24 protein-coding genes and 4 pseudogenes are annotated in these 26,572 nt (G+C 60.9%); 15 read left to right on the top strand and 13 right to left on the bottom strand.

What is annotated here, in order from left to right; translation table 11 throughout:
* Positions 1-29 precede the first annotated feature (29 nt).
* Both groL and groES read right to left on the bottom strand, forming a co-directional pair.
* Positions 30-1,658 (bottom strand): chaperonin GroEL, encoded by a 1,629-nt coding sequence (gene groL, locus ACFOHJ_RS00140; protein WP_378217288.1) that lies wholly within the window; start codon positions 1,656-1,658, stop codon positions 30-32.
* Positions 1,659-1,715: 57 nt separating this feature from the next.
* Positions 1,716-2,030, bottom strand: a complete 315-nt coding sequence (groES, locus tag ACFOHJ_RS00135; RefSeq protein WP_378217286.1) for a co-chaperone GroES — start codon at positions 2,028-2,030, stop codon at positions 1,716-1,718.
* Between the two features lie 699 nt (positions 2,031-2,729).
* Here groES and ACFOHJ_RS00130 point away from each other — a divergent pair.
* Positions 2,730-3,008, top strand: coding sequence for an usg protein (locus tag ACFOHJ_RS00130; RefSeq protein WP_378217284.1), 279 nt, complete (start codon positions 2,730-2,732; stop codon positions 3,006-3,008).
* Here the strand turns inward: ACFOHJ_RS00130 and ACFOHJ_RS00125 are convergent.
* Positions 2,992-3,315 (bottom strand): DUF982 domain-containing protein, encoded by a 324-nt coding sequence (locus tag ACFOHJ_RS00125; RefSeq protein ID WP_378217282.1) that lies wholly within the window; start codon positions 3,313-3,315, stop codon positions 2,992-2,994. The genes ACFOHJ_RS00130 and ACFOHJ_RS00125 overlap by 17 nt on opposite strands.
* A 432-nt stretch (positions 3,316-3,747) precedes the next feature.
* Here ACFOHJ_RS00125 and ACFOHJ_RS00120 point away from each other — a divergent pair, with 432 nt between their 5' ends.
* The 9 genes and pseudogenes from ACFOHJ_RS00120 to ACFOHJ_RS24880 form a co-directional block, all read left to right on the top strand.
* Positions 3,748-4,248: an Hsp20 family protein gene (locus ACFOHJ_RS00120; RefSeq protein ID WP_378218021.1), complete on the top strand. Its 501-nt coding sequence runs from the start codon at positions 3,748-3,750 to the stop codon at positions 4,246-4,248.
* A gap of 89 nt (positions 4,249-4,337) precedes the next feature.
* Positions 4,338-4,843 (top strand): annotated as a pseudogene (locus tag ACFOHJ_RS00115) (Hsp20/alpha crystallin family protein).
* Positions 4,844-5,165: 322 nt separating this feature from the next.
* A pseudogene (locus ACFOHJ_RS00110) lies at positions 5,166-5,728 on the top strand ((2Fe-2S)-binding protein).
* Positions 5,729-5,731: 3 nt separating this feature from the next.
* Positions 5,732-6,733, top strand: a complete 1,002-nt coding sequence (locus ACFOHJ_RS00105; protein WP_378217281.1) for an FAD binding domain-containing protein — start codon at positions 5,732-5,734, stop codon at positions 6,731-6,733.
* Positions 6,630-8,756 (top strand): xanthine dehydrogenase family protein molybdopterin-binding subunit, encoded by a 2,127-nt coding sequence (locus ACFOHJ_RS00100; protein WP_378217278.1) that lies wholly within the window; start codon positions 6,630-6,632, stop codon positions 8,754-8,756. The genes ACFOHJ_RS00105 and ACFOHJ_RS00100 overlap by 104 nt, the downstream gene beginning before the upstream one ends.
* Positions 8,757-9,002: 246 nt before the next feature.
* A complete protein-coding gene (locus tag ACFOHJ_RS00095) occupies positions 9,003-9,449 on the top strand; it encodes a DUF2231 domain-containing protein (RefSeq protein ID WP_378217276.1) in 447 nt (148 codons plus the stop codon).
* A gap of 35 nt (positions 9,450-9,484) precedes the next feature.
* Positions 9,485-10,849, top strand: a complete 1,365-nt coding sequence (locus ACFOHJ_RS00090) for a PQQ-dependent sugar dehydrogenase (RefSeq protein ID WP_449224157.1) — start codon at positions 9,485-9,487, stop codon at positions 10,847-10,849.
* Between the two features lie 334 nt (positions 10,850-11,183).
* Positions 11,184-11,960 (top strand): phosphodiester glycosidase family protein, encoded by a 777-nt coding sequence (locus ACFOHJ_RS00085; RefSeq protein WP_378218019.1) that lies wholly within the window; start codon positions 11,184-11,186, stop codon positions 11,958-11,960.
* Between the two features lie 862 nt (positions 11,961-12,822).
* Positions 12,823-12,933, top strand: a pseudogene (locus ACFOHJ_RS24880) (hypothetical protein); the annotation flags it as partial.
* Positions 12,934-13,007: 74 nt separating this feature from the next.
* Here ACFOHJ_RS24880 and ACFOHJ_RS00075 read toward each other — a convergent pair.
* Genes ACFOHJ_RS00075 through ACFOHJ_RS00055 form a run of 5 tightly spaced genes read right to left on the bottom strand, consistent with a single transcriptional unit; the run spans position 13,008 to position 17,932 of the window.
* Positions 13,008-14,063 (bottom strand): c-type cytochrome, encoded by a 1,056-nt coding sequence (locus ACFOHJ_RS00075; protein WP_378217272.1) that lies wholly within the window; start codon positions 14,061-14,063, stop codon positions 13,008-13,010.
* The gene (locus ACFOHJ_RS00070; protein WP_378217270.1) at positions 14,060-14,701 is read right to left on the bottom strand and encodes a cytochrome c oxidase assembly protein; all 642 of its coding nucleotides are present in this window, start codon (positions 14,699-14,701) and stop codon (positions 14,060-14,062) included. Before ACFOHJ_RS00070 ends, ACFOHJ_RS00075 begins: the two co-directional genes overlap by 4 nt.
* Complete coding sequence (locus tag ACFOHJ_RS00065) at positions 14,698-15,078, bottom strand: hypothetical protein (RefSeq protein WP_378217268.1); 381 nt, start codon at positions 15,076-15,078, stop codon at positions 14,698-14,700. The genes ACFOHJ_RS00070 and ACFOHJ_RS00065 overlap by 4 nt, the downstream gene beginning before the upstream one ends.
* Entirely contained in the window at positions 15,075-17,600 is a 2,526-nt protein-coding gene (gene ctaD / locus ACFOHJ_RS00060; protein WP_378217266.1) for a cytochrome c oxidase subunit I, read from the bottom strand. Before ctaD ends, ACFOHJ_RS00065 begins: the two co-directional genes overlap by 4 nt.
* Positions 17,597-17,932: a c-type cytochrome gene (locus ACFOHJ_RS00055; protein WP_378217264.1), complete on the bottom strand. Its 336-nt coding sequence runs from the start codon at positions 17,930-17,932 to the stop codon at positions 17,597-17,599. The genes ctaD and ACFOHJ_RS00055 overlap by 4 nt, the downstream gene beginning before the upstream one ends.
* Positions 17,933-18,018: 86 nt before the next feature.
* Here ACFOHJ_RS00055 and ACFOHJ_RS00050 point away from each other — a divergent pair, with 86 nt between their 5' ends.
* From ACFOHJ_RS00050 to ACFOHJ_RS00035, 4 genes and pseudogenes are all read left to right on the top strand, one after another.
* Positions 18,019-19,599 carry an HAD family hydrolase gene (locus ACFOHJ_RS00050; protein WP_378217262.1) on the top strand — a complete coding sequence of 527 codons (1,581 nt, stop codon included), beginning with the start codon at positions 18,019-18,021 and terminating at the stop codon, positions 19,597-19,599.
* A 399-nt stretch (positions 19,600-19,998) separates the two neighbouring features.
* On the top strand, positions 19,999-20,250 hold the full coding sequence (locus ACFOHJ_RS00045; protein ID WP_378217260.1) for a hypothetical protein: 252 nt from the start codon (positions 19,999-20,001) through the stop codon (positions 20,248-20,250).
* 48 nt (positions 20,251-20,298) lie between these two features.
* A pseudogene (locus ACFOHJ_RS00040) lies at positions 20,299-20,500 on the top strand (hypothetical protein).
* Positions 20,501-20,568: 68 nt separating this feature from the next.
* Positions 20,569-21,213, top strand: a complete 645-nt coding sequence (locus ACFOHJ_RS00035) for a redoxin domain-containing protein (RefSeq protein ID WP_378217258.1) — start codon at positions 20,569-20,571, stop codon at positions 21,211-21,213.
* Positions 21,214-21,532: 319 nt separating this feature from the next.
* Here ACFOHJ_RS00035 and ACFOHJ_RS00030 read toward each other — a convergent pair whose 3' ends face one another.
* The 3 genes from ACFOHJ_RS00030 to ACFOHJ_RS00020 all read right to left on the bottom strand — a co-directional run bounded on the left by ACFOHJ_RS00030 (position 21,533) and on the right by ACFOHJ_RS00020 (position 24,015).
* Positions 21,533-22,222 (bottom strand): phosphoribosyltransferase, encoded by a 690-nt coding sequence (locus tag ACFOHJ_RS00030; protein WP_378217256.1) that lies wholly within the window; start codon positions 22,220-22,222, stop codon positions 21,533-21,535.
* Between the two features lie 2 nt (positions 22,223-22,224).
* On the bottom strand, positions 22,225-23,490 hold the full coding sequence (locus ACFOHJ_RS00025; protein WP_378217254.1) for an erythromycin esterase family protein: 1,266 nt from the start codon (positions 23,488-23,490) through the stop codon (positions 22,225-22,227).
* Positions 23,491-23,580: 90 nt separating this feature from the next.
* On the bottom strand, positions 23,581-24,015 hold the full coding sequence (locus tag ACFOHJ_RS00020) for a DUF2267 domain-containing protein (RefSeq protein ID WP_378217252.1): 435 nt from the start codon (positions 24,013-24,015) through the stop codon (positions 23,581-23,583).
* 399 nt (positions 24,016-24,414) lie between these two features.
* Between ACFOHJ_RS00020 and ACFOHJ_RS00015 the strand changes: the two genes are divergently transcribed.
* On the top strand, positions 24,415-25,338 hold the full coding sequence (locus ACFOHJ_RS00015) for a sialate O-acetylesterase (RefSeq protein ID WP_378218015.1): 924 nt from the start codon (positions 24,415-24,417) through the stop codon (positions 25,336-25,338).
* An 82-nt stretch (positions 25,339-25,420) separates the two neighbouring features.
* Here the strand turns inward: ACFOHJ_RS00015 and ACFOHJ_RS00010 are convergent, their stop codons facing one another.
* Both ACFOHJ_RS00010 and ACFOHJ_RS00005 read right to left on the bottom strand, forming a co-directional pair.
* The gene (locus ACFOHJ_RS00010) at positions 25,421-25,717 is read right to left on the bottom strand and encodes a CopG family transcriptional regulator (RefSeq protein WP_378217250.1); all 297 of its coding nucleotides are present in this window, start codon (positions 25,715-25,717) and stop codon (positions 25,421-25,423) included.
* A 123-nt stretch (positions 25,718-25,840) separates the two neighbouring features.
* Positions 25,841-26,137, bottom strand: coding sequence for a DUF1236 domain-containing protein (locus tag ACFOHJ_RS00005; RefSeq protein WP_378217248.1), 297 nt, complete (start codon positions 26,135-26,137; stop codon positions 25,841-25,843).
* Positions 26,138-26,572 lie beyond the last annotated feature (435 nt).

Here is a 26,572-nt window from a genome sequence, read left to right as displayed (position 1 = left end):
TGACGGGAGCGGGCCATGCGGTCACTACCTCAGAAATCCATGCCGGCGCCGGCGGGCACGGCGGGCGCTGTTTCCTTCTTCGGCTTCTCCGCCACCATGGCTTCGGTGGTCACCAGCAAGCCGGCAACGGAAGCGGCGTCTTGCAGCGCGGTTCGCACGACCTTGGCCGGATCGATGACGCCTTGAGTGTAGAGGTCGCCGTACTCGCCCGTCTGCGCGTTCCAACCCCACGCGAAGTCGGTCTTCTCCCGCAGCTTGCCGACGATGATCGAGCCTTCCGCACCGGCATTTTCGGCAATCTGCCGAGCCGGCGCCTCGATAGCGCGGCGAACGATGTCGATGCCGTATTTCTGGTCGGTGTTGTCCGTGGTCAGGGCGTCAAGCGCCTTGACGGCGCGCAGCAAGGCGACGCCGCCGCCCGGCAGGATGCCCTCCTCGACCGCCGCACGGGTGGCGTGCAGCGCATCGTCGACGCGGTCCTTTTTCTCCTTCACTTCGACCTCGGTGGAGCCGCCGACGCGGATCACCGCGACGCCGCCGGCGAGCTTGGCCAACCGCTCCTGGAGCTTCTCGCGGTCGTAATCGGAGGTGGTCTCCTCGATCTGCGCCTTGATCTGCGTGATGCGGCCCTGAATTTCTTCCTTGCGCCCGGCGCCATCGACGATCGTGGTGTTCTCCTTCTCGATCACCACTTTCTTGGCGCGGCCGAGCATCTGCAGGGTCACGTTTTCCAGCTTGATGCCCAGATCCTCGCTGATCGCCGTGCCGCCGGTGAGGATGGCGATGTCCTCCAGCATGGCCTTGCGGCGATCGCCGAAGCCGGGCGCCTTGACGGCCGCGACCTTCAGGCCGCCGCGCAGCTTGTTGACGACCAGCGTGGCGAGCGCCTCGCCTTCGACGTCCTCGGCGATGATCAGCAGCGGCTTGCCCGATTGCACCACGGCTTCAAGCACGGGAAGCATTGCCTGAAGATTGCCGAGCTTCTTTTCGTGGATGAGCACATAGGGCTCATCCAGTTCGACCCGCATCTTGTCCTGGTTGGTGATGAAATACGGGCTGAGATAACCGCGGTCGAACTGCATGCCCTCGACCACCTCGAGCTCGGTCTCGGCGGTCTTGGCTTCCTCGACGGTGATGACGCCCTCGTTGCCGACCTTCTGCATGGCTTCTGCCAGGAAGCGGCCGATCTCGGCGTCACCGTTGGCCGAGATGGTGCCGACCTGGGCGATCTCGTCGTTCCTGGTGATCTTGCGGGCATTGGCCTTCAGCTCGGCGACCACGGCGTCCACCGCCTTGTCGATGCCGCGCTTCAGGTCCATCGGGTTCATGCCGGAGGCGACGGCCTTGGCGCCTTCCCTGACGATGGCCTGGGCAAGAACCGTGGCGGTCGTGGTGCCGTCACCGGCCAGGTCGTTGGTCTTGGAGGCAACCTCTCGCACCATCTGCGCGCCCATGTTCTCGAACTTGTCCTCCAGTTCGATCTCCTTCGCCACCGTCACACCGTCCTTGGTAATGCGCGGCGCGCCGAACGATTTGTCGATGACGACGTTGCGCCCCTTGGGGCCGAGCGTCACCTTCACCGCGTTGGCGAGAATGTCGACGCCGCGCAGCATGCGCTCGCGGGCGTCGGAATGGAATTTCACTTCCTTGGCAGCCATTGGATCACTCCTTCGAATAGGCAGCTTTCGTTGACCAATTGATTGGATCAGCGCCCGTCAGGCCGCTTTCTGTAGTTCGGCGGCCTGCTCCATCACGCCCATCACGTCGCTTTCCTTCATGATCAGAAGGTCCTCGCCGTCCAGCTTGATCTCGGTGCCGGACCACTTGCCGAACAGGATGCGGTCGCCGACCTTGACGTCGAGTTCGACCAGCTTGCCGCTATCGTCGCGCGCGCCGGGGCCGACTGCGATGACCTCGCCCTCCTGCGGCTTTTCCTTGGCGGTGTCGGGAATGATGATGCCGCCGGCCGTTCTTTCATCGGCCTCGATGCGGCGGACCAGGATACGGTCGTGCAATGGACGGAACGTCATATCGTTCTCCTTCAGGACAAACAGATTTTGAGAGGTCCCTCCGAACCGGCCCGGCAGGACCGGAACGGGGTGCGCAACCCCTTTCGGGCATAGCGCGCCTATCGAGCTAGTTTCAGCGATTTCGGGTTTCAAGAGGCTGGCGCAAAAATTTTGGCACTCGCACTAGATGAGTGCTAGTGCCATGAAAACATACGCCTAATCGGATCTCGGCCTTGCATTTTCACTTGAATTTTTCAAGCAGTCGACCAAGATTATCCAAACCCTTGCCGCCCGCGAGGCTGGCAAAGACAGAACCCTGCACAAAGGAGCTTTTTGGAAAGACGGAGGACCAAGATGAACCGACAAACGCTCTCGCCGATCATCCCTTCTCTCGCTCCCGAAACATCCGACCTTGCGCTTGACCGGCTGCCGTCGCCGGCAAGGCATTTCAGGTCTCCCGACGAAGTGGTAAAGGACGAAACGCTCAATCTCCAGGAAAAGCGGGCGATCTTGTCGTCATGGGCCTCGGACGCCTGCGCCGTCGAATCCGTTCCGGCATTGCGCCGGCCATTGTGGGCCGCGAAGCCCGTTTCCTTCGACCAGATCATGGACGCGCTATGTCGGCTCGACAGGGCGGCTGAACCCTCTTCGGCGTCAGATGATCGGCGACGCACCGTTGATCGTCTGGACGCATAAAGGCGCCACGCAGAGGAGACACATATGGCTACCACGGTCAGCAGGGAATTCCGCCTGCAAATGGAAGGCTATGGCCTGACCACGGCCGAAATCCACTATCATCTTCCCGACCATCCCAGCTTGCTGCAGCTCTATGTCTGGCAGGAGTATGATCTGGCGCCGCACTTTCCGGAGTTGAAGGATTTCCTCGGCTATTGGGAGCGCGAGCTGGAGGGCGCGCTGCACTCCGTGCGCGTCGCCCACCATCGCCTCATCGAGCCTTCCGAATGGCGTGCCGTAGACGGTGTCATCGCCATCCACTAAGGCCGATTTCGGGCCGCAGGTTGCCGATCAACCGCACCGGACGTGACTTGCGGGGTGCGCGCGCGGCGGACGGAGCCAGTCCGGCCCGCCTGGCGGCCTGGAGAAAGGCCTTGCGTGCATCGCAGGGGCGGCGCCATCCATCCAGCGCATCGCGGCAGGCGCGTTCCGCGGCGCGCCAGCTTCGCCCCCGCGCCCATTCGGGCCAGTACTGCTCGAGGCATTCCAGTGCCTCGAAGGTGCTGGCTACATTGCGCTGCGCAGTAGGGAATTTGAGGGAAACAGGTTCGGGAAACTGAACGTCGTTCATCACTTCCTCCATTTTTTCTGACGTCTTTTACGAGCAAGTAATTGGATGGCGTCACCGACGCGCATCTCTTGAGGAGATGGGGACCCTGCGCGGAACATCAAGACCGCGACCACCCCTGCCTGATCCAAGCGCTCAATCGTTCTCGTCGGGGCCCAGCAGGTCAATTTCCGCGACATGCGATCCAGGCAGCCGCCGGCCTTCGCCCTCTCGGCTCCCTCTTCCTGTCAAATCTGAAAGGTGTTAGGCGGAAGCACTCTCGTATACGGGCAAGATAATTCGCGTCGCGGAAGGCTCCGCCGGTTGCCCCCTTGACGCACGGAAAGCGAATTCCCAGATCGATTCCGCCCACGCCCTCAGGGGTCGGCAAGGTCAAGGAGCGCCGCGCCCTTGGCGCTCCTCGTACCATGTTGCTCAACAACGGAGGATATGGCTATGAGAACCGCATACGACTTTTCCCCGCTCTATCGCTCGAGCATTGGCTTCGATCGCGTTTTCGACCTGCTCGAGAACGCCAGCCGGATGCCGAGCGCCGGTAACTGGCCTCCCTATGACATCGCTAGGACTGGTGAAGACACCTATCGCGTCACCATGGCGGTGGCGGGCTTCGGCCCAGACGAACTCCGCATCACCCATGAACCCAACATGCTTATCGTTTCGGGCGAGAGGACGGCGGAAGACAACGGTGACTATCTGCATCGCGGCATTGCCGGACGCCCATTCGAGCGCCGCTTCGAGCTCGCTGACCATGTGAAGGTGACCGAGGCCGGTCTTGTAAACGGCTTGCTTACGATCGATCTCCAGCGCGAGATTCCCGAAGAGATGAAGCCGCGCAAGATCGAGATTGGCAGTAGTGGCAGCAAAGCCGGGACAGGCACCGGGCCCAAGACCACGGGAACGGTCAGCAAGCCGGTCGCCGAGAAGCAGGCCGCTTGAGGCAAATCAATGGCGTCCGGGCGCTGGCCCTGACTGTCCGGCGATCCCGGGATTTAAGAGATGGCGATCAGAGCAAAAGGAGAATGACGATGAGCGTACGCGATCTTATTCCGTGGGTACGCGAGGGGAGCCGCTTCCCGAGCCTGTTCCGCGACAGCGACCGCGATCCGTTCCTGTCGCTGCACCGCGAAGTGAACCGGTTGTTCGACGACGTTTTCCGTAGCTACGACGGCGGCATGCCTTCCGTAGGCAGGACATCTGCCTTTGGTGGGAACTGGCCGAGTGTCGAGATTTCGGACAACGAAAAGGAAGTCAAGGTGACGGCCGAAGTGCCGGGCCTGGAGGAAAAGGACATTGAGGTCCTGCTTGACGACGGCGTGCTGACGCTGCGAGGCGAAAAGCGATCGGAGCTCGAGGATAAAGACCGGCAGTTTTCGGAGCGCCACTACGGCCGTTTCGAGCGTCGTATTCCCCTCGGCTACGAAATCGAGAAGACAGGATCGACGCACGGTTCAAGAATGGCGTCCTGTCGGTGACCTTGCCGAAGACGGCGAAAGCGCGGTCGCAGGCGAAACGCATCGCGATCAGCCGCTGACGTCCGGACAGCTTGGGACGCGTGCCGTCACCGCTTCCCAGGCTGCCCGCTTTTCGGGGCATTGATTTCAAAATGAAGGTGCATGACGCCGACTGATGACGCCCGCCCCTATAAGGAGCTGTGCAGAATCGGGCAGTCGGGATTCGGCCCCGCTCGAGACGCTAGGAACTGACGCAAGCACTATTTCGCAACCCCGCCCCATCAGGTTCTGGGGGCGGACAAAGCGGAGGAGGGGGTATGGACAACTCCGCAGCTGCAAAAAAGGCCACGAAGGGCCGGCAACGATGTGAGCCGACGGGAGTTGTTGGAGTGTGCCGCCTTGATGGGCGGTGTTCTTGTCGCGGGGCAACTCATGCCTGGAGCCATATCTGACGCTTCTGCACAGAGTGCCTCTGCGGAATGCGCCCTGCTCAACGTAAGGCTTCGCGTCAACGGTACCGAACATCGCCTCACGCTCGATCCGCGGACCACCTTGCTGGACGCGTTGCGCGAGCGACTAGGCTGACGGGGTCGAAGAAGGGCTGCGGGCTAGGCCAATGCGGCGCCTGCACTGTCTTGATGGACGGCAAACGTATAAAATCCTGCCTCAATTTCGCGGCGCTTGCGGAGGGACATGAGATCACGACCATTGAGGGCCTTGCTCAAGGTGACGCGCTCCATCCCCTACAGGCGGCCTTCATCGAGCGCGACGGGTTCCAATGCGGTTACTGCACGTCAGGCCAGATCATGTCGGGCATCGCCTGCATCAACGAAGGCCACGCTGGCTCCCCGGCGGAGATCCGCGAATGGATGAGCGGCAATCTGTGCCGCTGCGGCTGTTACGACAACATTGTCGCGGCGATACGGGACGCGGCCCTCGCATCCGGTTCGGTAAAGGGAGACTGAGCCATGCACCCTTTCACGCTTGAACGACCCTCGGACCTTCCTGCCGCGCTCGCCTTCCGTGCCCATGCCGGTCGCGAAGACGCTCCCGTCGAATACATCGCTGGCGGCACCGACATGGTGCAACTCCTGCAGGAAGACGTACGCACGCCTGAGCGGCTGGTGAGTCTTGCGGGCCTCCTTGACGGAAAAATCGATATCGGGCCGCACTGCTTACGGCTCGGCGCCGCCGCCACAATGACGGAGGTGGCGGCCCATTCCGGCGTCGTCGAGCAGTTCCCCGTCATCTCGCAGGCGTTGCTCGCCTCGGCAAGTCCCCAGGTGCGCAACCAGGCGACGATGGGCGGCAACCTCCTGCAACGCACGCGCTGCCCTTATTTCCGCGACGTCGGCTATGCCGCCTGCAACAAGCGCTCGCCGGGTTCGGGCTGTGCCGCCATTGGCGGCGAGAACCGCTGGAACGCCGTTCTCGGCACCAGCGACAGTTGCATAGCCGCTCATGCGTCCGATCTGGCCGCCGCGCTGGTGGCGCTCGACGCATCCGTCGAGATACGGAGTGCTGCCGGAGAGCGTAGCGTTGTGCTCGCGCATTTCCATCGGCTGCCTGGCGGCACGCCACATATCGAAACAGTGCTCGAACCAGGCGAAGTGATTACCGCCATCAAGGTGCCGGCCAGTCCGGCAGCGCGGCGCTCGCATTATCTGAAACTGCGCGATCGCGCCTCTTTCGAGTTCGCGCTTGTGTCTGCGGCCGTGGCTCTCGACGTGGACGGTTCCCGAATCCAGCAAGCGCATGTCGCGCTCGGCGGCGTCGGCAGCAAGCCATGGCGCGTCCCAAAGGTCGAGGCCGCCCTGGCTGGAGCCAGCCTCGACGATCCGGCAGCGCTGCGACAGGCGGCCGCTCATGCAGCGGAAGGCGCGCAAGGACGCGGCGGCAACACTTTCAAGATTGAACTCATGCAGCGCGCCATCGTGCGTGCCGTCGAAACCGCGGGAGGTCGCGCATGATCACCGCCGCCATCGGGCAACCCCTCAGCCGCGTCGAGGGCCGCAAGAAAGTCACTGGCGGCGCGACCTACGCCGCCGAGTTCGACGTGCCGAATGTCGCTCAGGGCGCATCGTGCGAAGCACCATCGCAAGCGGCCGCATCACCGCAATCGACAGCGAAGCTGCGAAAAAGGCGCCCGGCGTTATCGTCGTGCTTACCTACCGGAACGCGCCCAAGCTCCCTTATGCCGAGCGTCACGGCAGGACCGACCCTGCCGTCGGCGAGCGGTTGCATGTGCTTCAAGACGACCGGGTCAACCATCAGGGCTATCCGATCGCGTTGGTCATCGCCGAGACGCTCGAACAGGCAACCCACGCTGCGACATTGGTGCGCGCCGCCTACGCGTCGGAAGCTGGCGCGCTCGATATTGGCGGAGTCGAGCCTGTCCCTCCGACTGGCGAGTCGTCGAAATGGGAGACGCGGCGTGGCGATCCGCAGAAGGCGCTCGCGAGCGCGGAGGTGAAAGTCGACAACAGCTACGTGATCCCGCGCGAGAACCACAATCCCATCGAGATGCATGCCACCATCGCCGCTTGGGAAGGTGAGACATTAACCCTGTGGGACAAGACGCAATGGGTCGACGGCGTGGCCGACGAGATCGCGGCCGTGTTCGGCATTCCGGCGGAGAACGTCCGGGTCGTCTCGCCTTTCGTCGTCGGCGCTTTCGGATCGGGCCTGCGTGCCTGGTCGCACGTCACTCTGGCGGCCCTTGGCGCGCGCGTGGCGAAACGCCCGGTAAAGATCGTGCTGTCACGGCGCGAAATGTATTATGGCACCGGCTATCGCCCGCATACGCAGCAGCGCGTGGCGCTCGGCGCTTCCGGAGACGGACGCCTCGCGGCGATCATTCATGACGCCCGTCATGAGACCTCGAGTTACGAAGAGTATACGGAAGCCCTGCTTGGCGCGACGCGGTTCCTGCATTCCTGTCCGAACGTTTATACGTGCGACCGCCTCGCACGCCTCAACGTCCATACCCCGACCTGGATGCGGGCGCCCGGCGAGGTGAGCGGCGTGTTCGCACTCGAAACCGCCATGGATGAACTCGCCGTGGCGCTGAACCTCGACCCGGTCGAGCTCAGGCTGCGAAACGAGCCAGAGGAGGACGAGTTCAAGAAGCTGCCCTTCTCAAGCCGCTCGACAAAAGAATGCTACCGGATCGGGGCTGAACGCTTCGGCTGGAGCCGGCGTCCGCATGGACCGCGCTCGATGCGCGACGGCCGGCTGCTTATCGGCTGGGGCATGGCAAGTGCCACCTATCCTATGAACTTCGCCCCCGCTTCGGCTATGGCTCGTCTGTTGCCGAGCGGCACTGCGGAAGTAGCGGCCGCGGCGAGCGACATTGGGCCTGGTACCTGGACGTCGATGACCCAGGTGGCGGCCGATGCGCTCGGCCTGCCGGTCGAAAGCGTGACATTTAGGCTCGTGCGCGACGATGCGCTTGCGCGCGGCGGCGCGAATGACCTTGCCGAAGCTATGCGCCATATTGGCGAACCGATCGAAGCCACGGCGGCCTCAAAAACGGGCGACGCCAGCAAACGGTTCTCCATGCATTCCTTCGGTGGCGTGTTCGTTGAAGTGACGGTCGATCCCGACCTTGCCCAGACCCGGGTGCGACGCATCGTCGGCGCCTATGGTGCAGGGCGCATCATCAATCCTAAGACCAGCCGCAGCCAGTGCATCGGCGGCATGATCGGCGGCATCGGCATGGCGCTGATGGAGCATTCGGTCGTCGATCCCCGCAACGGACGCGTCACTAACGCAAACTTCGCGGAATACGCCGTGCCGGTCCAAGCGGACGCTCCGGCTGACATGGACGTGACCTTCCTTGACGAGCACGATCCACATGTGAATCCGCTCGGCGTGAAAGGTCTCGGCGAGATCGCCATCGTCGGTGTCGCGGCGGCGATCGGCAACGCGGTCTTCCACGCCACCGGAAGGCGTGTCCGCGAACTGCCGATTACGCCCGACAAATTGCTTTAAGCTCGCCAACCCAACAGAGCAGTGAGCGCTGCTGACGAATGGCAAGTGCAACCATCGTGGAGCGTTAGGGCGCGGCTTCGAGACACTGCAAATCTCCACCGACGGCTGCACCTATGCCCAACGCCCCGAAATCCGAGACGAAACAGACTCTCAAGTCAAGTTCGAGTGATTGGGCTAGCAAGCGATGGAACTTTCGCAGTTCACTGAGGTTTGATCCTCAATTCCCGATCACGGAAAGACGTTTCGATGCCAGAATATCCCCGCTCGACGGCGAGTATCGCCGGCCATCCCATCCATCCCATGCTGGTACCGTTTCCAATCGCCTGCTTTGTTGGAACGCTCATCACCGACATAGTCTACTGGCGCACCGCCGAAATCATGTGGGCGAACTTCTCCGCCTGGCTGGTCACGGTCGGCGTCATCATGGGTATTCTAGCTGCGATAGCCGGATTGACCGATTTCCTCGGAAACCGCCTCGTGCGGGCACAACCGCCAGCCTGGCCGCATTTCATCGGCAACTTCGTTGCACTCGTCCTGGCGATCGTCAACATGTTCGTGCACACGCGTGACGGTTGGACCTCCGTAGTGCCATGGGGACTGAGCCTTTCCGCGATTGTCGTTCTTATCCTGCTCGTCACGGGCTGGCTCGGATGGGCGATGGTCTATCGTCACCACGTTGGAGTAGCCGAATAATGCTCGCGCATTTCTCTTTCTTCGTTCGCCGCCGTATGGCGCTCGCGCTGTTCGGAAGTTCTCTAGCGCTGCTTGCCGGTTGCAGTGACGAAACCTTCGACACCGCAAGCCAGATCGGCCCCAATCCGAAGCTGCCTAACATACAGCAATATCTGTTCCCGCCGATGCATCTGGCCTCAATTGTCGGATGGAAAGCCGGTGAGACGCCGAAGGTCCCGCAAGGTTTCAAGATCGAAGCGTTGGCCACCGGCTTGCAGCATCCGCGATCGCTCTACGTGCTGCCCAACGGTGATATTCTGGTGGTGGAATCGAAGAGTCCCGGCGTCGAAGGCGTCAAGCGGCCCAAGGATCTTGTCATGGGCTGGATCGAATCGCTTTCGACCGGCGGCGATGAAAGCGGGGAGAGTAACCGCATCACGCTGCTGCGCGATGCCAACGGGGACGGCAAGCCTGCGGCGCAGAGCGTCTTCCTCGATCATCTCAGTTCGCCTTTCGGCGTCGCACTCGTCGGTTCTGATCTCTACATCGCCAATACTGATTCTATCATGCGCTATCCCTATAAGGAGGGGGAGACGAAGATCACAGATCCCGGCACCCCGCTGGTCGCGCTGCCCGGGGGACCGATCGACCACCATTGGACGAAAAGTCTTGTCGCCTCGAAAGACGGCTCGCTGCTCTATGTCGGTGTCGGCTCTAACTCCAACATCACCGAGAACGGCATCCAGGCGGAAAAGAACCGCGCCGCCATCTGGGAAGTGGACCGCGCGACGGGCCGCTGGCGCATCTTTGCTGATGGCCTGCGCAATCCCAACGGCTTGAGCTGGGAACCTGAAAGCGGGGCGCTGTGGACCGTCGTCAACGAGCGCGACGAACTCGGCCCGAACCTCGTTCCAGACTACATGACATCGGTGAAGGACGGCGCCTTCTACGGCTGGCCTTACAGCTACTACGGAAAGCATATCGATCCCCGGGTGATGCCGCAGCGCCCTGACCTCGTCGCCAAGGCAATCGCGCCGGACTACGCACTGAGCTCGCATGTCGCGCCGCTCGGGCTAGCTTTTTACACAGGCGACAGTTTTCCGGTGCAGTACAAAGGCGGCGCCTTCGTGGGCGAGCACGGCAGTTGGGACCGCGGCCATTTCAACGGCTACAAGGTTATTTTCGTCCCGTTCAAGGATGGCAAGCCGAGCGGCAAGGCTGAGGATTTCGTCACCGGCTTCCTGAAGAACGACGACGAGACACATGGCAGGCCGGTAGGGGTGGCGGTCGACAAGACCGGCGCGCTGCTGATCGCCGACGATGTCGGCGATACAGTGTGGCGGGTCACGGCCGCCCCGCAGAGCGCAGGCCATGCTTATCCTTCGCAAAATATCGCCGCCGCCGCACAGCAGGCGCGTTGAAACGATACTCTCGGCTGTAGCCAGGCCATGGGCTGCAGTTCCAACTCCGCAAATCCCTCGCGGTTATTGATGAGGGAAGGCAACCTCGTCCGTGGCCGGGATCATGATGCCCAACACCTGGGCGAACATCTTCTGGCTTTCCGGACCGCGCTCTGTGCGCGAGGCGCTTCAAGTTGTACTCGAGCGACTGATGCGCTTGGGCTGGCCATGTCGCGCCGTCAGCGCGGGCGCCCGGTTCAAGGCGACCCTCTTCCTTCATGGTGCTGAACTCCCCGGCGATTTCTGCCGGCGATCACTTCCCTTATAGTCTTGCCACCGGGACCAACAGATGACGATTCTCTGCATCAAACGCGTGGCGCTGGCTACGGTGCTGTTGTTCGTCGCCGCGATCGCCGCTGTGCAACCTGTCTTGGCCCAACCGTGCGAAGAGCAGGTTTTCGAAGAGTCAAAATTCATTGTCTGCACTGCGACACCACGGCGCGATGATCTGAGGCTATTTTGGAAGGACGCTCATGGCGAGCCTTATCGCCGTTTCACGACCATAGCCGAGGCAGTCGCCGACCAAGGACGAATGCTTGTGTTCGCGATGAACGCCGGCATGTATCTGACCGACTTCTCGCCAATCGGACTTTATGTCGAGAACGGCCACGAGTTGCGGCCCGCGAGCACGAAAACAATGAACGGCCCACCTGGAAGGGTGCCCAACTTCTACAAAAACCCGAATGGCGTGTTCCTTCTCAACGACGACGGTGCCGACATCCTGACGACAGCAGATTATCTGCAGCGTCGACCTAAGACCCGGTTTGCCACCCAGTCCGGCCCGATGCTCGTCATCAAAAACAAGCTGAACCCCATCTTCATTGCCGATTCGACCGATCGGACCGTTCGCAGCGGCGTTGGGGTTTGCGATGGCGGCCTGGTCCGCTTCGCGATAAGCGGAGGCACCGTAAACTTCTACGATTTCGCGCGCCTATTCCGCGACCACCTCAGATGTCCCAATGCACTATTCCTGGATGGAGGAAATGGCGCGGGAATTTACGAGCCCAACCTCGGCCGAAGCGACATGTCGTGGCACGGCGGATATGGCCCCGTCATTGGTCTTCTCGACTAGTACGAAGGCGTGACGCCGGCATTGATGCTCGGCGAAACTCTTAATCGTTACGTTAAGCGCGATTGGTGCTGAGTGCGCTCCGGCTCGCGTGGCCCATCTCCCGACCGTTCTCTGGAAGACGGAACCGAATTTTCGAAAGGGAATTATCGTTATTCCACAGGAAGACGGAACGATGACCAAGACGCTTTTGGTTTCTGCACTCCTCGCGCTGGCGATGTTCGCTGCCGGGAGTGCTCACGCCGACGAGGCGGCGTTCTTACGGTCGCTTGATGGCAATTGGGTGGGAAGAGGTTCGGTGAAAGTGCGGACAAGCGCGCCGAGGATCACAGTCTCCTGTAAGTTCACCTCTCGCAGCACGGCGAATTCCCTGGCTCTCGAAGGCAACTGCAGAGGCCTATTGGTCTTTTCGCGCAGAATTGCCATCCGTCTCAAGACCAGAGGCGGAACCTATTCCGGGACTTATATCGGGGCCGGCACTGGGCCGGCAACGTTGCGGGGCAACCGCTCTGGCAATGCGCTTAACCTAACAATCCGATGGGCCAAAAATGTCAATGGTGACCGCACCGCTATGTTGACGCTCCAAAAGAGCGCCACAAATCGTACGCAGATATCCACGACTGATAAGGACCGAAAAACGGGGAATTCTGTGGTGACAAGCCGAATCAACCTCCAACGCAATTAGGTTGAAAATTCGGAATCTTTGTAGCGAGCAAATTCAGGGTGATATGGGCGCCTCGACCTTCCATGCGAGCCGCACCCGCGAGTACACCGATGGAGCCGCCCCAGCCGCCGTTGTCGCTGTCGGTTCTGGCCCGCCTAGCGTCCACTGGAGGAGGCCCCCCTCCGCCATGAAAGACCTGATTGCGGCGCCGTCGATCCGGGCGTTCTGCTTTATCTGCTGCAGCACGAGGGCATCACGCCGGGCGGGCTTCAGCATGCGCTTTGCCAGAAATCGGGTTTGCTGGGCGTTTCAGAGACAATAGCGGCAAACTTGTAGCGCGAAGCAAGTTGATGCCTATAAATCAGGTCGGAAGCTGACAAAATGCGCTATCGGGCGGAGGTGAAATAGGCAGTGACGTCGGCAATATCGGTATCGTCTAGTGTGGCTGCCACTTTCGCCATAATCGACGAATAGGCAGTTCCACCCCGCCGGCCAGCTGCGAACAGCCGGAGTTGGGTTTCCAGGTAGAGTTTTTTCTGGCCTGCGATTCTCGGATAGGCTGGGTTCTTGCGCGAGCCGCCGTGACATCCGAGACAGGCGGGCACACCCTTACGCGGCAGACCGCGTTCGGCAATCTCCCGCCCTCTCGCGATCGATGCCGTATCTCCGACCGGCTTTGCTGGCTCAGGCCGGCCTGCGTAATATTGTGCGAGGGCTTCGAACGTGTCTTCGTTCGTCTGGGAGACCGCCACCTGCATCACACCGCTTCGTCGCCTGCCTTCCAGATAAGCTTTCAGGCTGGCAAGAAGGTAGGCACCGGATTGCCCGGCGATGACGGGCACGTCTTCGCTGCGGCCGACACCATCGGCACCATGGCACTGGGCACAGCGCGCGAGATCGGCGTCGAAACCGGAAACCTCACCAGCCTCCGACGTCGCCGGGCCGGCAACGAGTTCCCGATAGTGTTCCCCGTCCAGCGAAGGCAGTTCGCGAAGGAAGGCCACCATGCCCCAGACTTCATCGTCCCTGTCGGGTGCGGGCCATGCCGGCATTCCCGTGTAGCGTACGCCGTGACGAACGATCCGAAACAGCTGCGCGTCGGTCCATTCGCTGATCTTGTTGGAAAGGCCGGGGGGCGGCGGCAGCATGGACAGCGCAGCGGGAGAAGGCGAAACGCCCGGCGCACCGTGGCAATAAGCGCAGCCCGCCTGGAAATGAACGGCGGACGCCTGCAGCAGCCCGGTCTTGCGCAGATCGGGAACGGTAACACTTAAGGCGTAGACACGAACCGACGCGCGCATCGCGAAATGCAGCAGTCGATTGGTGACTGACCAATGACCGGTGGATGCCGCGACGTTGAAAACGCCGAGCCAAGCGAAGAAGGCCGCCGCAACGGATATTGCGAGCAGCCCCGCGAGCCCGATCTTGTGGCGAGGTCTCATTCGTCCGATCCGGATGTTTGCTCGTCGGGCAAAGCCAACAGCCGCGCCAGCAAAGCCGTTCCGCCTGCCAGGTAGACCGCCGCGCCAATCATCAGCATGATGACGCCGCCCAGTTGCTGGTCCTGGTCGGCGCCGAGTTGGAAGCTTAGACACGTCACCGGGACGAGGCCGTATAGCGGCCGCGGTGCCAGCGCCAGAAGAGCACCCAGCAGCGTCATGTGCAAAGATGTGAGGAGCAGGGCGAAGGCCCCCGCTCCGCCGTGCCAATCGTGGCCACCATATCCGCCGCCCAGGCATGAAAGCCAGAGAAGAAGGCCGGCGGCGAGGAAACTCGCCTGTTCCAGGACGGTTGCCGTCGGCGAAGTCTGCGCCATTAAACGCAGCGCCGGCGCATGCCAGGTCCATACGACCACCAGTTCAACCAGCGAGGCGGGAATGGGCGAAAACAGGCGGGTTTTGCCTGAGACATCCCATCGCGTTGCCGAAATGCCGATTGCAATCAGCGGCGCGGCGCCGGCGACGACGCTCATATGAGCAAGCATGTGGGCCGTAAAAGACGCCCGATAGACATCCAGCAGCGGCCCGAGCCAGACAAGCGCAAGCATTATTATCCCGGCCATCAAGGCAGTTTGTTTCATCGCCAGCACTCCGTCACGAAGAGCAGTGGCATGGCCACGTAAAGGACGGCGACGAAGCTCAGGGCGGACAAGAGAAGGGTGGCAAAGCCCTGGAATAGCGTTCTGTCATGGGCGGTCGGGTCGTCGTGAGGCGGTTTGTGCGCGCCAAATCCCCACTGTCGCCAGGCGAGCCAGCCGGAGAGCGCGATCATGACGAGTGCAAGGACGGTGATGATGGCAATTCCGAGCCGAAGCACATCGAAACCGAACGCCAGCTGCTGATGCTTGGCGCAGAAGATCGCCGCGCCCAGATAACTGACGAGGAAATGCGCGGCCCACACCACGGGTGCGGTGAACAATGTCCAGAGCGTTTCGATCTGTTTTGGTAGCAACCTCATGGGCTGCCTCGCATCGCCAAGGGAAACAGGCCAATCACCGCGAAGGTGATGATGGCCGTGATAACGAGGAAGTGCCAGTAGAGAACGGTATTGCGCAGGTCCATGTCGTACTTGCTGCTGAGGCGACCAGCCATGCTGCGCGCAAGGCAATAGGTCTGCATGACCACGCCGACGATCGCGTGCGAGAGCGTCCAGATCACCAGAATCCACACGATGGCCGGATAGACATGGGCGGCGGGCGCCATTTGGTGCGACCAAGGTCCGGCAAGCCCAGCCACAGAACCGGCAAAGGCAAGCAAGACACCGCCTATCAGGGCAAGCCGCGTTGCCGACGGCAGGTCTCTGGCATTCAGTTCGCGGGAGGCAAGCATGGTAAGCCAGGCTGCAAGGAACAGGATGAGTGCTGCCGTTGGCCAAAAGGTACCCGGCCCCGCTTGCCCGGCGGTGAAATCAGTATGGATGGTCCAATAGAAAAAATAGCCGAAGACCAGACTGGCAAAGGCGGTGGCGTCGCCGATCATGGTGATGAACATCGCCCACCAGCCGACCGACGCCGGTCCGGAAACGTAGTGTGGCAGCTCCAGACCCAATCCGACATACTTGCGAGGCCTTTCGGGGATTGCCGCCGTCCCCGTCCATAGCCACCAGATGATGGCCGACGCCGCTATCAAGCCACAGGTGAGTGCCATGGCCCACCACTGGAAAGTGAGGGCGACGAAGACCGCCCCGAGCGCCGCTGCCGAGACGATGGTCACATACGAAGTGCCGCCGACGCGCAGGCATTGGAGGGGTTCGGCATCGAGCACGGACGTGACCAGCGTTTCGCGATAGCCTTCCTCGGCATCGGGCAGATAAAAGCGTCCCTCGTTGATCTCTCGAGCGAGGTTCTTCTGGTCCCAGAGCGGATAACGGCTCTTTATGATGGGAATGGAGCGCACACCCCAGTTTTCTTCCGGCTCGCTGAGCCACTCCAACGTGCCTGCATTCCACGGGTTGGTTTCACCTGGCAATGCATGAGGCTTCGGGCGCAAGACATCGATTACCACCACCAGCACGCCAGCCGCAAAGATAAACGCGCCGACAGTCGAGATTAGGTTGAGCCATTCCCAACCGATATCGGCCGGATACGTGAAGACCCGACGCGGCATGCCCCGCAGACCGGTGAGATGCATGGGAAAGAAGGCCGCGTTGAAACCGATGAACATCAACCAGAACGCAAGCCTGCCGAGACGGTCCGACAGTTTCCGGGCATCGATAAGCGGATAATAATAATAGATGCCGGCCACGACCGGGAACAGCATGCCGCCGATCAGCACGTAGTGCAGGTGCGCGACGACGAAGTAGGTGTCGTGCGCTTGCCAGTCGAATGGTGCCAACGCGACCATGACCCCCGTGAGCCCGCCGATGACGAAAATGGCGATACCGCCGGTGCCGAACAGCATCGGCACCGAAAAGATCACCCTTCCGGCCAGCATGGTCGCAATGAAGACGAATATCTGCACCCCGGTGGGGATCGCTACCGCTTCCGAGGCCGCTGAAAAGAAGGCGAGCGATATCTGCGGCAATCCGGTCGCGAACATGTGGTGCACCCACAGTCCGAATGAAAGAAAGCCGGTCCCGACCGCGGCGAGCACGATCCATGAGTACCCGACGATCGGCCGTTGCGCGAAGGTCGGCACGATCATCGCCATCAGCGCGATTGCAGGCAGGAAGATGATGTAGACTTCGGGGTGGCCGAATATCCAGAAGAGATGCTGCCACAACAGCGGATCGCCGCCGCGCGCCGGGTCGAAGAACGGCCAGTCGAACATTCGCTGCATCTCGAACAGCAGGTCTCCGGCGATCAGCGGCGGAAACGCGAACAGGATCATCCCGGCGACAATCAGCAGGTACCATGCAAACAGCGGCATCATGTTGACCCGCATGCCGGGGGCCCGGCACTTCATGACCCCGACGATGATTTCGATCGCGGCAGCGATCGAGGCGATCTCAATGAAGGAAAGACCCAACAACCAGATATCGGCGCCGACGCCTGAAAGCTGTTTGTCGGTGGCAAGCGGTGGATACATGAACCAGCCGGAAGATGGAGCCGCATCGAAAAAGATCGATCCGCAAACGAAGAAACCGCCGATCAGGAAGCTCCAGAAGCCGAACGCGGAAAGGCGCGGAAACGGCAGCTCTCGCGCGCCGAGCATCGGCGGCAACAGGAAAATCGCGATAGCCTCGAAGATCGGCACGGCAAACAGGAACATCATCACGGTGCCGTGCAGAGTGAAGACCTGATTGTAGCGATCGGCGGAGAGAAAGTCGTTGGCCGGCAAGGCCAGTTGCACGCGCATCAGCAGCGCCAGCACGCCGGCAAACAGCATGAAGACAAAAGCCGCCGCTCCGTACCAGAGGCCGACCTGGAAATTGTTGACCGACGTCCAATAGCGCCAGCCGGAAGGGTTGTCCCATACCGCGCGCAGCCTCGCGGTCTCGGCCTGCCTCTCTTTCGTTGAAGTGGTTGAGCGGCTGGTCATTTGAGCCTCGCCAGATAGGCTGCGATGGCATCGATCTCCTCACGTGGCAACATGCCGAAGGCCGGCATCCCGACGCCCGGCTTGATCTTGTCTGGTTCGATGATGAAGCGCCTGATCGACGCTGCATTGTTGGGAAGGATACCGGCGCCCAGCGTGGCGCGTGAGCCGACGTGGGACAGGTCGGGGCCAACGACGCCCATCGCTTCGGTTCCCTTGATCGTATGGCAGGCGCCGCAGCCATTGGTCAGAAAGGCATCACGTCCCCCAGTTGAGACGGCCTTCGCAGGGGCCATCTGGGCGGAGAGCCACTGACGAAAAGCCTCCTGGTCCATCGCAACTACCGAGAAGGCCATAAGCGCATGCGAGATGCCGCAGTATTCCGCGCACGGTCCCCGGAATACGTCGTAAACTCGTCCTCGTGACGGGGCGGGAGCTCGACGATCTCAAGCGCGTTTTCCCCGAGCACCGGATGTTTGACCGTATCGTCGCCGAAAACGGAGCCTTAGTCTATTCACCTGAGAGCGAAAACGAGGTTCGCTTGGCTCCCTTGCCATCCGCCAAATTCATTCGTGAACTGGAAAAGCGCGCCGTCAAGCCGCTTTCGGTCGGCCGCTGCATTGTAGCCACCTGGGAACCGCATCAGGCAACAGTGCTGGATGTCATCAAAAAACTCAATCTCGAACTCGAGATCATTTTCAACAAGGGCGCTGTGATGGTTCTGCCGACTGGAATCAACAAGGCTACCGGGCTCGCGGCCGCGCTCGCGGACCTCAGTCTGTCGCCGCACAATGTCGTCGGCATCGGAGATGCCGAAAACGACCACGCCTTCATGCGCGCGTGCGGGTGCTCGGTCGCCGTCGATAACGCCCTCAAAGCCGTCAAGAACACCGCGGATATCGTAACAAAGGGCAAGCGGGGCCCCGGTGTCGAGGAACTCATCCGAAAACTCCTGAAGCATGACCACGATCTCGGTATCAAACGGCGCGACGGCGTAGCGGTCGGCAAGGCTAACGAAAAAGATGCCGTCATCTGGCCGACTGATACCGTGCTCGTAGCCGGCAGTTCGGGCATCGGCAAGTCGACCCTTGCCACTGCGCTTGCCGAGCGCTTCGCCGAACGCAAATACCAGTTCTGCATCATTGATCCGGAAGGTGACTACGACGGACTGCAGGACGCGATCGGTATAGGCGACGGCAAATCGACACCGACAAAGGAACAGGTGCTCAACCTGCTTGGCCAGATTGAGACCAATGTGGTCGTCAACCTGCTAGCCGTAAGGGTTGAAGATCGGCCGGAATTCGCCGTCGAACTCATGCCAGAGATCGCCAGGCTGCGCTCGAAAACCGCGCGCCCTCATTGGCTGATTATCGACGAAGCGCATCATCTGCTTCCAAACAAGCGTGCCGATATGAAGGTCCTGATTTCGGCCGAGATGCCGGGAACCATATTGATTACGGTCGACCCCGGCGCGCTCGCCGCCGAAGCGCTGAAACTGGTCACCGCCGTCATAGCAATCGGGCCGGATGCCAACGAGATCGTCACCACGGTCGCCAAGGCAGCCGGTGTCGCGGGCCCCAAGGCGACGAAACCGTTGAAAGACGAGCAGGTCCTGTTCTGGAGGCCGGACGAGGACCCGAGCCTTGTCACCGCGGTGGAGCCGCGGCAATCCCTCAAACGCCACAGCCGCAAATATGCTGAAGGCACGCTCGACGAGAAGGGCAGCTTCTACTTCACGGGGTCAGAAGACACTATGAAGCTGCGAGCGCAGAATCTGGAATTATTCGTCCAGATCGCCGAAGGCATCGATGACGCAACATGGGAACACCACTTGCGTGCTGGCGACTATTCGCGATGGTTCCGAAACCAGATACGCGACAAGAAGCTCGCGAAAGAGGCCGCCAATGCCGAGGAGAACAAAACCTTGTCGGCAAAGGAGAGCCGGCAGATCATTCTGGAGGCTGTGCGGCGCCGCTACACAGCGCCAACGTCCGCAGATTGATTTGCCGGCGCGAGGCTGTGGCAAACAGCGAGTGCTTCACACCGCTGTGAGGACGAGGGAAGGTTCGGAACCTCTGCAGACGCCACGAGTTCGTACCTTGAAGAGGGTAAAGCCGGGGCCGACGGTGGTACGACAGGCTTGGGAAGCATGCTCTCGCGCCGTCCGAGATGTCGCGGCCTTGTTGCGTTCGTGAGGGCAGCCGCAGGTGATCGGAAGACGATTTCGAGGCGACCAGCCTCTCACAGCCGTTCCCATAGCCGACAAGGGTGAGAAGGAAATGCGGGAAACGGCACGTCGAAGCACACTGTAGAAGGCGAGGTTTCGATGTCAGAACGGCAATCCCGGCGGCATTGATCAAATCCGACTGGGGCGCGCACGAACAAATGACAGGAGCTTCATATGCCAGGCAGGAAAACCCATGAGCAGCAGCTACGCATCATCGAAAAGCGCGAGGACACCAGCAATGCCGGAAACGAGTTCAACGCCAAAGACGAACTGAAACGCTCGAGACAGGAGCGCGAGGCGCATAGAAAGGGGGCCAATCTACGTGATGAGAAGGTTGACCTGGTGGACGAGGATAATCGCCAGGTGATCCGGGGAGAGAACCACGAAAGCCAACACCACAAGCACGGCGGCCGAGGCAATTCGTAAGGCAGATAGGCAATGATTTGTGCCGTTGTGGATGGGAGCACCCTGAAATTGAATGCTGAAACCGTAAACCATCAGCCGCTCGAGGCCAAAGCGATTACCGGAGTGATCGAAGAACTCGAAAGACAAGGCAACCGAAAACCCGTCGAAACTCACGGTTCGGCGAGAAGATGGCAAGACGATCGTTGAGGGCGAAATCGACGTGGATGCGCTCGTGATGGTCGTTGTCGGATCAATGGCAGGCGGCCCCTAAGGCCGATCGACTGTCAGAGGGGCGTCCGTTCGCCGACTGCCGGAATCCAATCGACGGGAGCAACCGAGATGAGAGAAGATATCGTGACGGGAGCAAAGTTTCCCGACTACATCCTTCCCGACCATACCAGGACGCCGCGGCGACTATCGGACCTGCAGGGCGACCAGTTCATGGTCATCATGCTGACGCGCGGATTCTTCTGCCCGAAGGATCGCCAGCAGATGCTGGAACTGGTGCGTTTCCACCCCCAACTCGCCGTCGGCTACACCCAGGTCGTCACCATTACCACGGACGACTGGCACACCACCAATAACTACCGCCAACAGACCTCGGCGCCTTGGCCCTTCCTGTACGACGAGGAACGGATCGTGCAGAAGGACCTGGACATCAAGGAATACACTGATACCTCGCATGACGTGATGATCCCGCACACGATCGTGCTTGGGCGGGGCCTCGAGGTCGCCAAGGTCTATAACGGCTATTACTATTGGGGCCGCCCGTCGGTTGCCGAACTGCACGCCGAATTGCGGGAACTCGCCCGGCGAACCTACAGCGACTGGGACATCACCCGACCCGAGTTGCGGAAGAAATGGCAGGAAGGCGACAAGTCCGACTTCTATCCCTACGGCAAGAACTCCATTTCGATGGAAACGCTCATGCTGCAAATGGCCGGGGCGGTGGATCAGTATGCCGGCCGGGCGAAAGGACACTGAGACTCGCGGCCGGTTCCTTCCCGATGCAGCTTAGCGCTTCAGGTTCGGCCTGATCGTTTCGACCTCTTCCCGCGTGTTGGTATCGGGGAGTTCGCTCGGCCCCTCCGCCTTGGGGGCGGGCTCGCGCGTATCCTTGGGAGGTTTGTCCTTCGGGTTGTCACCGGCCGGCTTGTGTTTGCCAGCGCCTTTCCGTTTCAGTGATTTCGGCATCGCAATCCCACGCAGGATGCTGACAAGGCGAGATCATTCTGTTTACGCGAGCCAGCGGACGTCTTCATCGCTGGACTGGCCCGAGTCGCCATTCCGGCTTCTCGTCCGCTCACGCCTCGCCTTCGCGGAGCAGGCCGATAACGTCCTCGTCGCTCGTCTGATCGAAAGTTTCGTAATGCTTGCCTACGGCAACGAACGGATCGGGCGTGGCCAGGCAGATCGTCTCGTCAGCATCCTTCGCGACGCGGCGCAGGCTTTCGGGATGGGCGACCGGAACGGCAAGGACGATACGGGTCGCCCCGTTTCGACGGAGTGCTTTGAGCGCAACCCGAACCGTCCCTCCTGTGGCAATACCATCATCGATTACGATGACCGTTCGGCCATCAACGGGAATCGCCGGCCTGTCACCGAAATAGAGCTTCCGACGGTTCTCGATCACCTCCAGTTGCCGCCGCTTTTCCGCCTCGACATATTGCTGCGTGGGGCGAACGGTGTTCATCGCCTCCTCGTTGAGGACAAACAGCGGATCGGCGCCGTCGACAACCGCGCCAATCCCGTATTCGGGATGGCCTGGCGCACGGATTTTACGCACGAGCAACACATCGAGCGGCGCATGGAGAACTTTCGCCACCTCGAAGGCGACCGGGACGCCACCGCGCGGTAGGGCAAGCACCAGCGGTTGCGTGTCGGCAAAGCCGATCAGAGCCCGCGCCAGCCTGCGCCCCGCATCTGCACGGTCCCAGAATTTTTGCCCTCGGCCGAGCACCACAGCCACATCATCGGGAATGGAGGAACTCATCGCTACACTCCGAACGGATAGGTTTCAGGCACGCCGTGCGGGCGCTCCACGGCAAGGGGGGTGACGGCGCCGGTTTCCTCGAACCAGACATAGGCGTCGAACTGCTCGGGAAGTACCGCCTCGAAATAGTGGCTGTAGAGCTCGCTCTCTGGGCGATAAATCACCCCGATCGCGCGTTCCAACTGTGGGCGGGAAAGCGCCGCGCGAAGATCGCCTTGCCGCGGATCGGTGAGATGCGTGAGCGACCGGGCGATGCCCGACTGCCGAAAGACCCGCTCATAGGAATCGCTTCGCGCCGGGGTCACTTTTTTGACCCACATCGGGCCGCCCCAATCGTCTGCCGCTGCCACGGTACCGCGATCCGTTCCGAAGCCGACCGAAGCCGCTTCCTCGCCATAGGCCGTCTTGCAGAGTTCGCCGATGTTGAATTGGCCTTGCCAGCCCATTGCGGTGGCGGCAGCGTTGCCGACATGGGAATTGTGCGCCCACACCACTGCCTTTGCATCCCGTCCGCGTGCCTCCAGCAGAAGCTGGAGGGTATCGAACATGTGCCGGTCGCGCAGGTTCCAGGATTCGGTCGAGCCGCGATACATGATGCGGTAGTAATGCTCGGCGGCGCGCACAATGCGGGCGTTCTGCGCGGCATCGAAGAAGGCTTCGCCGTCCTTGCCCGCGTATTCCAGTCGCCGGTCGAGCATCTCGCGCAGTTGCGAGACGGCTTCGTCTTCGCAACTGTCCCGTTCGCTCATCGCGACAGCACGGCCGTACCAGCTAGGCTCGCTCTGCCAAGGCGTCAGGCAGCCGTACCTTTCCCGGGCGCGCTTGGCCGCCGGCGGATCGACTTTTTCGAGATAAGCGAGCACTTCCGCGATCGAGCCGCGCAGGGAGTAGACGTCGAGGCCTCGAAACGCGACCCGGCTGGCCAGAGGAAGTCCTTCATTGTGAACGCGCAGCCACTCGACAAACGTGGCAACTTCCTCATTCCTCCACATCCACGTGGGAAAGCGGGCAAATGCCTGCTCGTCATTGGTGACCGTGTCCCGATGCCGAACGTGGCGGTCGATGCGCCCTGCATCCGGCCAGTCGGCCTCGACCGCCACGATGTTGAAACCGTGCCGTTCGATGAGGCGACGCGTGATCGCCGTCCGCGCGCGGTAGAACTCGGCGGTGCCGTGCGTCGCTTCGCCCAGGAGCACTATGCGCGCACCGGCAAAGCGGGCGAAGGGTTCCGCAAACGCCTCGACTTTCTCAGGCGCCGGAAGATGCACGCAAACTTTTCGGACGAGGGCGGCAACATCTTCGGCACCTTCGGCGCGAATGAGCTCAGTCTGCGGGTACATAGTCATGACACTCCTCCCCTACGCGCGGACGCTACCGGGCCAACGCTTCTGAACATCCTGGAGCAGGGCATCTCGCACGTTGGCCGATTGGCAGAGATCGACATGATGGGCGAGCGTCATGAGCGCGGCCCTTGTTGCGCCGCGGGGATTAGCCGGTCTTGTGGCCTTCAATCCGTCCGCAGCCGGGACCAGAAAATATTCCGTCGAGCCGCCGCGACTACGGTGATCCGATGGCCTGTTCTGGTCGTAATAAGCTCCGAGGACTAAGAGGGGCAGTTCGGCTGCGAGATTGCCTCCTAGTTCGGGCGACAGCCTGTCCCGCGGCGTCCGCAGCACAACGCCACGGGTGTGCCACGCCCTCCGCCGGTCGGGCCCGAGATCGTCCATGATCTGCAGCCAGACAGTGGTGTTCTGTACGGTCTTGTCGAAAAAATCGAGGCCGCTCGCGCTCATCGTCGCCTCCCGATAAGACGCCGCCCGCACGCCGACTAGGATCACAACACATTTTCCCGGGCATTGTTTCATCTGCCCGGCGATTGTTTTTGATGCTTTGCCCGCAAATTCTAAAGGTGCGCCCTCAACGGCTGCCCGGAATTTGTGCCTGGTGATGCCGCTTTACGAACCGGCGCAGAGCTGCGTCGCTTAGTGGGCCGGCATACCATCGGGATCCCTACCATTAGACAAAGCAACTAGCCTAATCGAAGGTCGTAATTGCTTCTGCCTGCAGCGTGAGCCACCTTAACTTGGGAGGGGGAGGCGCATACGCGTCGAACTGGGGGAGGCGCCGCAAATGAATGGTCGCGCCGCTAGGAGACCAAGGTGTTCAGCAAGATAAATCTCGGACTGTTGGCGATGGTTGCCGTATATCTTTTTGGCGGCGTGAGCCAACGCCACAACGTCTTCCCGTGGCCCCAGGTCTCTTCTTTGAGGGCCGAATTGTTGGGGCCAAAACCACGCCTCGATAGCCGTTACACTTTCGCTGACGACGGCCGTCTCACTTCCGATGAAACGAAGATTGCCACCACCTGCCCAAAGCAAAGTGAGCGAACCGCCGTATTGCTCGTGATCGGCCAGTCCAACGCCGCGAACCATGGAGGTCAGCGATATAGGTCGGAACACGGTGCCCATGTCGTCAATTTCTTCGACGGCCAGTGTTTCGTGGCGGCATCCCCGCTACTCGGTTCTACCGACGCCAGAGGCGAGTATTGGACGCAGTTGGGAAACCTGCTGATTACGTCGGGCAAATTCGGTGACGTTGTTATCGTGCCGCTGGCATTTTCCGGATCGGAAGTCATGCGATGGGCGCAAGGCGGTGACATCAATCGGCTCTTGGTCAATACCGCGAAGCAGCTTGAACTTGCTCCCTACCAGGTAACAGATGTCTTATGGGTCCAAGGCGAAATAGATTATGTCAAGGGCACGAGTAAGGACGTCTATCGCAAGCGATTTCTCTCGATGGTCCATACCCTGCGTGCGGAAAAGATCGAGGCCCCGGTGTATGTTTCAATCACCTCGAAATGCCTTGAGCCAACCAATGGCGGTTTCAAGGTCGATACTCAAGACAATTCCATTGTCCGGGCACAGTTGGCCATGCCCGCCATTGGAAATGGCATCAGGCGCGGCATCAACACAGACTCATTGCTCGACGAGGTCGATCGTTACGATGATTGTCACATGGGGGGAAGCGGCGAGCGGAAAGTTGCTGAAGCGTGGGCGGACCTCTTACTCGCAGACCAGCTAAGCAACAGCTCAGGTAAATTGGCCAAACAGCTCTAACGGTTTCAACCCGCCCCGCTAAGCCTCGCCCCAGGGTATCAGGCAGTCGGCGGATAGCGAGCGGCCTTAAGCCGCTGCGGGGTCAGGCCGTACCATCTGGTTTGGTGTCTTCGTCCAGATCATGGGATGGCATGTAGCCGTTGGCGGTCAGCCAATCGCGTAGGACTATGCGGATGGTTTCGTTTTTCGACTTGTCCAGCGCGGCTCCTAAGGCCGCTACGGCCTGTTCCAAATCCGGGTAGAGCTTGATGTTGTCGACGTTCCGCAATTGCAAAGCCGCGCGGCGGAGAAGAATTTGCAATTCGCGCCGCGGGACGACCGATATCGAGTTGGCTGCGTCCTCCAATCGATGAATGAAGCGATCTCGTTCTTCCGCCATTCTCAAGCCTCCCCGGCGCAACAATCTGCCCTTTCGGGGAAACACGCAAACCTGGAGTGGACGACGAACAGAGCCCGCCAACCGGGAGACCAGCGGGCCCGTTTCGTTATACCTGAACCACGCTCAGTGTACGATCTCGACGATCTCATGGGTGTCGGGATCAACCAGTACGGTCTGATTGTCGATCACAGTGTAGCGATACTTCACGTCGGGGACCTCGTGAAGGACTACCTTGTCCGGCACTTTGGCCCCTACACTAAGTTCCAGACCGGCAATGCTCACTGAAGCCACCGGATTCTTCTGGACGTACTCTTTAATGACCGTCTGCTGTTCTGGCTGAATCACGACGGTATCAGCAACGGCAAGGCTGGCGCCGCCGATGGTGGTGCAGATGACGAGTAGGGGAAGAAGGCGTTTCATCGTTTTCTCCTTTTCAGCAGGATTGCCGCAGGAGAATGCGGAGCTACGCTATATCGTTCCGAAAAAACGATGGCTTGTGCTGGTCGACGATCAAGAAAAAAGCGCGCTCGATACTCGTCCGCTGGTTCACCCGGAACAAAGCTCGCCGGTCGGTGTTTGGGGTCTATTCCATGACAGGCATGGCTGCCGCTGCATGGTGGCCCGCTGGCCCCGGCCGGCGGGCTTTTCTGTTCATCCGCCAACGAAAAAGCCCCAGTTTATACCAAAGCCTCGATCGACCGGAGAAGTCTCGCTCAGAACTTGTAGCGAAACCGACAGTGCCAGTGTGGAGCTTGGTCGACGTCAAACGGTAGCTCCCAGTCTAACCGCGTCCTAGGCGGTGTGGACGAATTGACTCAGGTATAAATTTGAGGGTTCCGCGAAAGAATCCGGTCT

The sequence above is a fragment of the Aquamicrobium soli genome, from assembly GCF_042646345.1.
GTDB lineage: Bacteria > Pseudomonadota > Alphaproteobacteria > Rhizobiales > Rhizobiaceae > Mesorhizobium > Mesorhizobium soli_A.
Note: the sequence above shows the minus strand (reverse complement) of the source record. Positions and strands in the feature narration are given on the sequence as shown.

Bases quoted from the DNA above. Each gene is read 5' to 3' on its own strand.
- ACFOHJ_RS00035 (WP_378217258.1), top strand. From the start codon at position 20,569: ATGAGAGAAGATATCGTGACGGGAGCAAAGTTTCCCGACTACATCCTT.
- ACFOHJ_RS00005 (WP_378217248.1), bottom strand. From the start codon at position 26,137: ATGAAACGCCTTCTTCCCCTACTCGTCATCTGCACCACCATCGGCGGC.
- ACFOHJ_RS00065 (WP_378217268.1), bottom strand. From the start codon at position 15,078: ATGAGGTTGCTACCAAAACAGATCGAAACGCTCTGGACATTGTTCACC.
- ACFOHJ_RS00120 (WP_378218021.1), top strand. From the start codon at position 3,748: ATGAGAACCGCATACGACTTTTCCCCGCTCTATCGCTCGAGCATTGGC.
- ctaD (WP_378217266.1), bottom strand. From the start codon at position 17,600: ATGACCAGCCGCTCAACCACTTCAACGAAAGAGAGGCAGGCCGAGACC.
- ACFOHJ_RS00095 (WP_378217276.1), top strand. From the start codon at position 9,003: ATGCCAGAATATCCCCGCTCGACGGCGAGTATCGCCGGCCATCCCATC.
- ACFOHJ_RS00090 (WP_449224157.1), top strand. From the start codon at position 9,485: ATGGCGCTCGCGCTGTTCGGAAGTTCTCTAGCGCTGCTTGCCGGTTGC.
- ACFOHJ_RS00055 (WP_378217264.1), bottom strand. From the start codon at position 17,932: ATGGACCAGGAGGCTTTTCGTCAGTGGCTCTCCGCCCAGATGGCCCCT.
- ACFOHJ_RS00125 (WP_378217282.1), bottom strand. From the start codon at position 3,315: ATGAACGACGTTCAGTTTCCCGAACCTGTTTCCCTCAAATTCCCTACT.
- ACFOHJ_RS00100 (WP_378217278.1), top strand. From the start codon at position 6,630: ATGCAGCGGAAGGCGCGCAAGGACGCGGCGGCAACACTTTCAAGATTG.
- ACFOHJ_RS00075 (WP_378217272.1), bottom strand. From the start codon at position 14,063: ATGAGACCTCGCCACAAGATCGGGCTCGCGGGGCTGCTCGCAATATCC.
- ACFOHJ_RS00045 (WP_378217260.1), top strand. From the start codon at position 19,999: ATGCCAGGCAGGAAAACCCATGAGCAGCAGCTACGCATCATCGAAAAG.
- ACFOHJ_RS00010 (WP_378217250.1), bottom strand. From the start codon at position 25,717: ATGGCGGAAGAACGAGATCGCTTCATTCATCGATTGGAGGACGCAGCC.
- ACFOHJ_RS00070 (WP_378217270.1), bottom strand. From the start codon at position 14,701: ATGAAACAAACTGCCTTGATGGCCGGGATAATAATGCTTGCGCTTGTC.
- groL (WP_378217288.1), bottom strand. From the start codon at position 1,658: ATGGCTGCCAAGGAAGTGAAATTCCATTCCGACGCCCGCGAGCGCATG.
- ACFOHJ_RS00015 (WP_378218015.1), top strand. From the start codon at position 24,415: ATGGTTGCCGTATATCTTTTTGGCGGCGTGAGCCAACGCCACAACGTC.
- ACFOHJ_RS00130 (WP_378217284.1), top strand. From the start codon at position 2,730: ATGGCTACCACGGTCAGCAGGGAATTCCGCCTGCAAATGGAAGGCTAT.
- ACFOHJ_RS00105 (WP_378217281.1), top strand. From the start codon at position 5,732: ATGCACCCTTTCACGCTTGAACGACCCTCGGACCTTCCTGCCGCGCTC.
- groES (WP_378217286.1), bottom strand. From the start codon at position 2,030: ATGACGTTCCGTCCATTGCACGACCGTATCCTGGTCCGCCGCATCGAG.
- ACFOHJ_RS00030 (WP_378217256.1), bottom strand. From the start codon at position 22,222: ATGAGTTCCTCCATTCCCGATGATGTGGCTGTGGTGCTCGGCCGAGGG.
- ACFOHJ_RS00020 (WP_378217252.1), bottom strand. From the start codon at position 24,015: ATGAGCGCGAGCGGCCTCGATTTTTTCGACAAGACCGTACAGAACACC.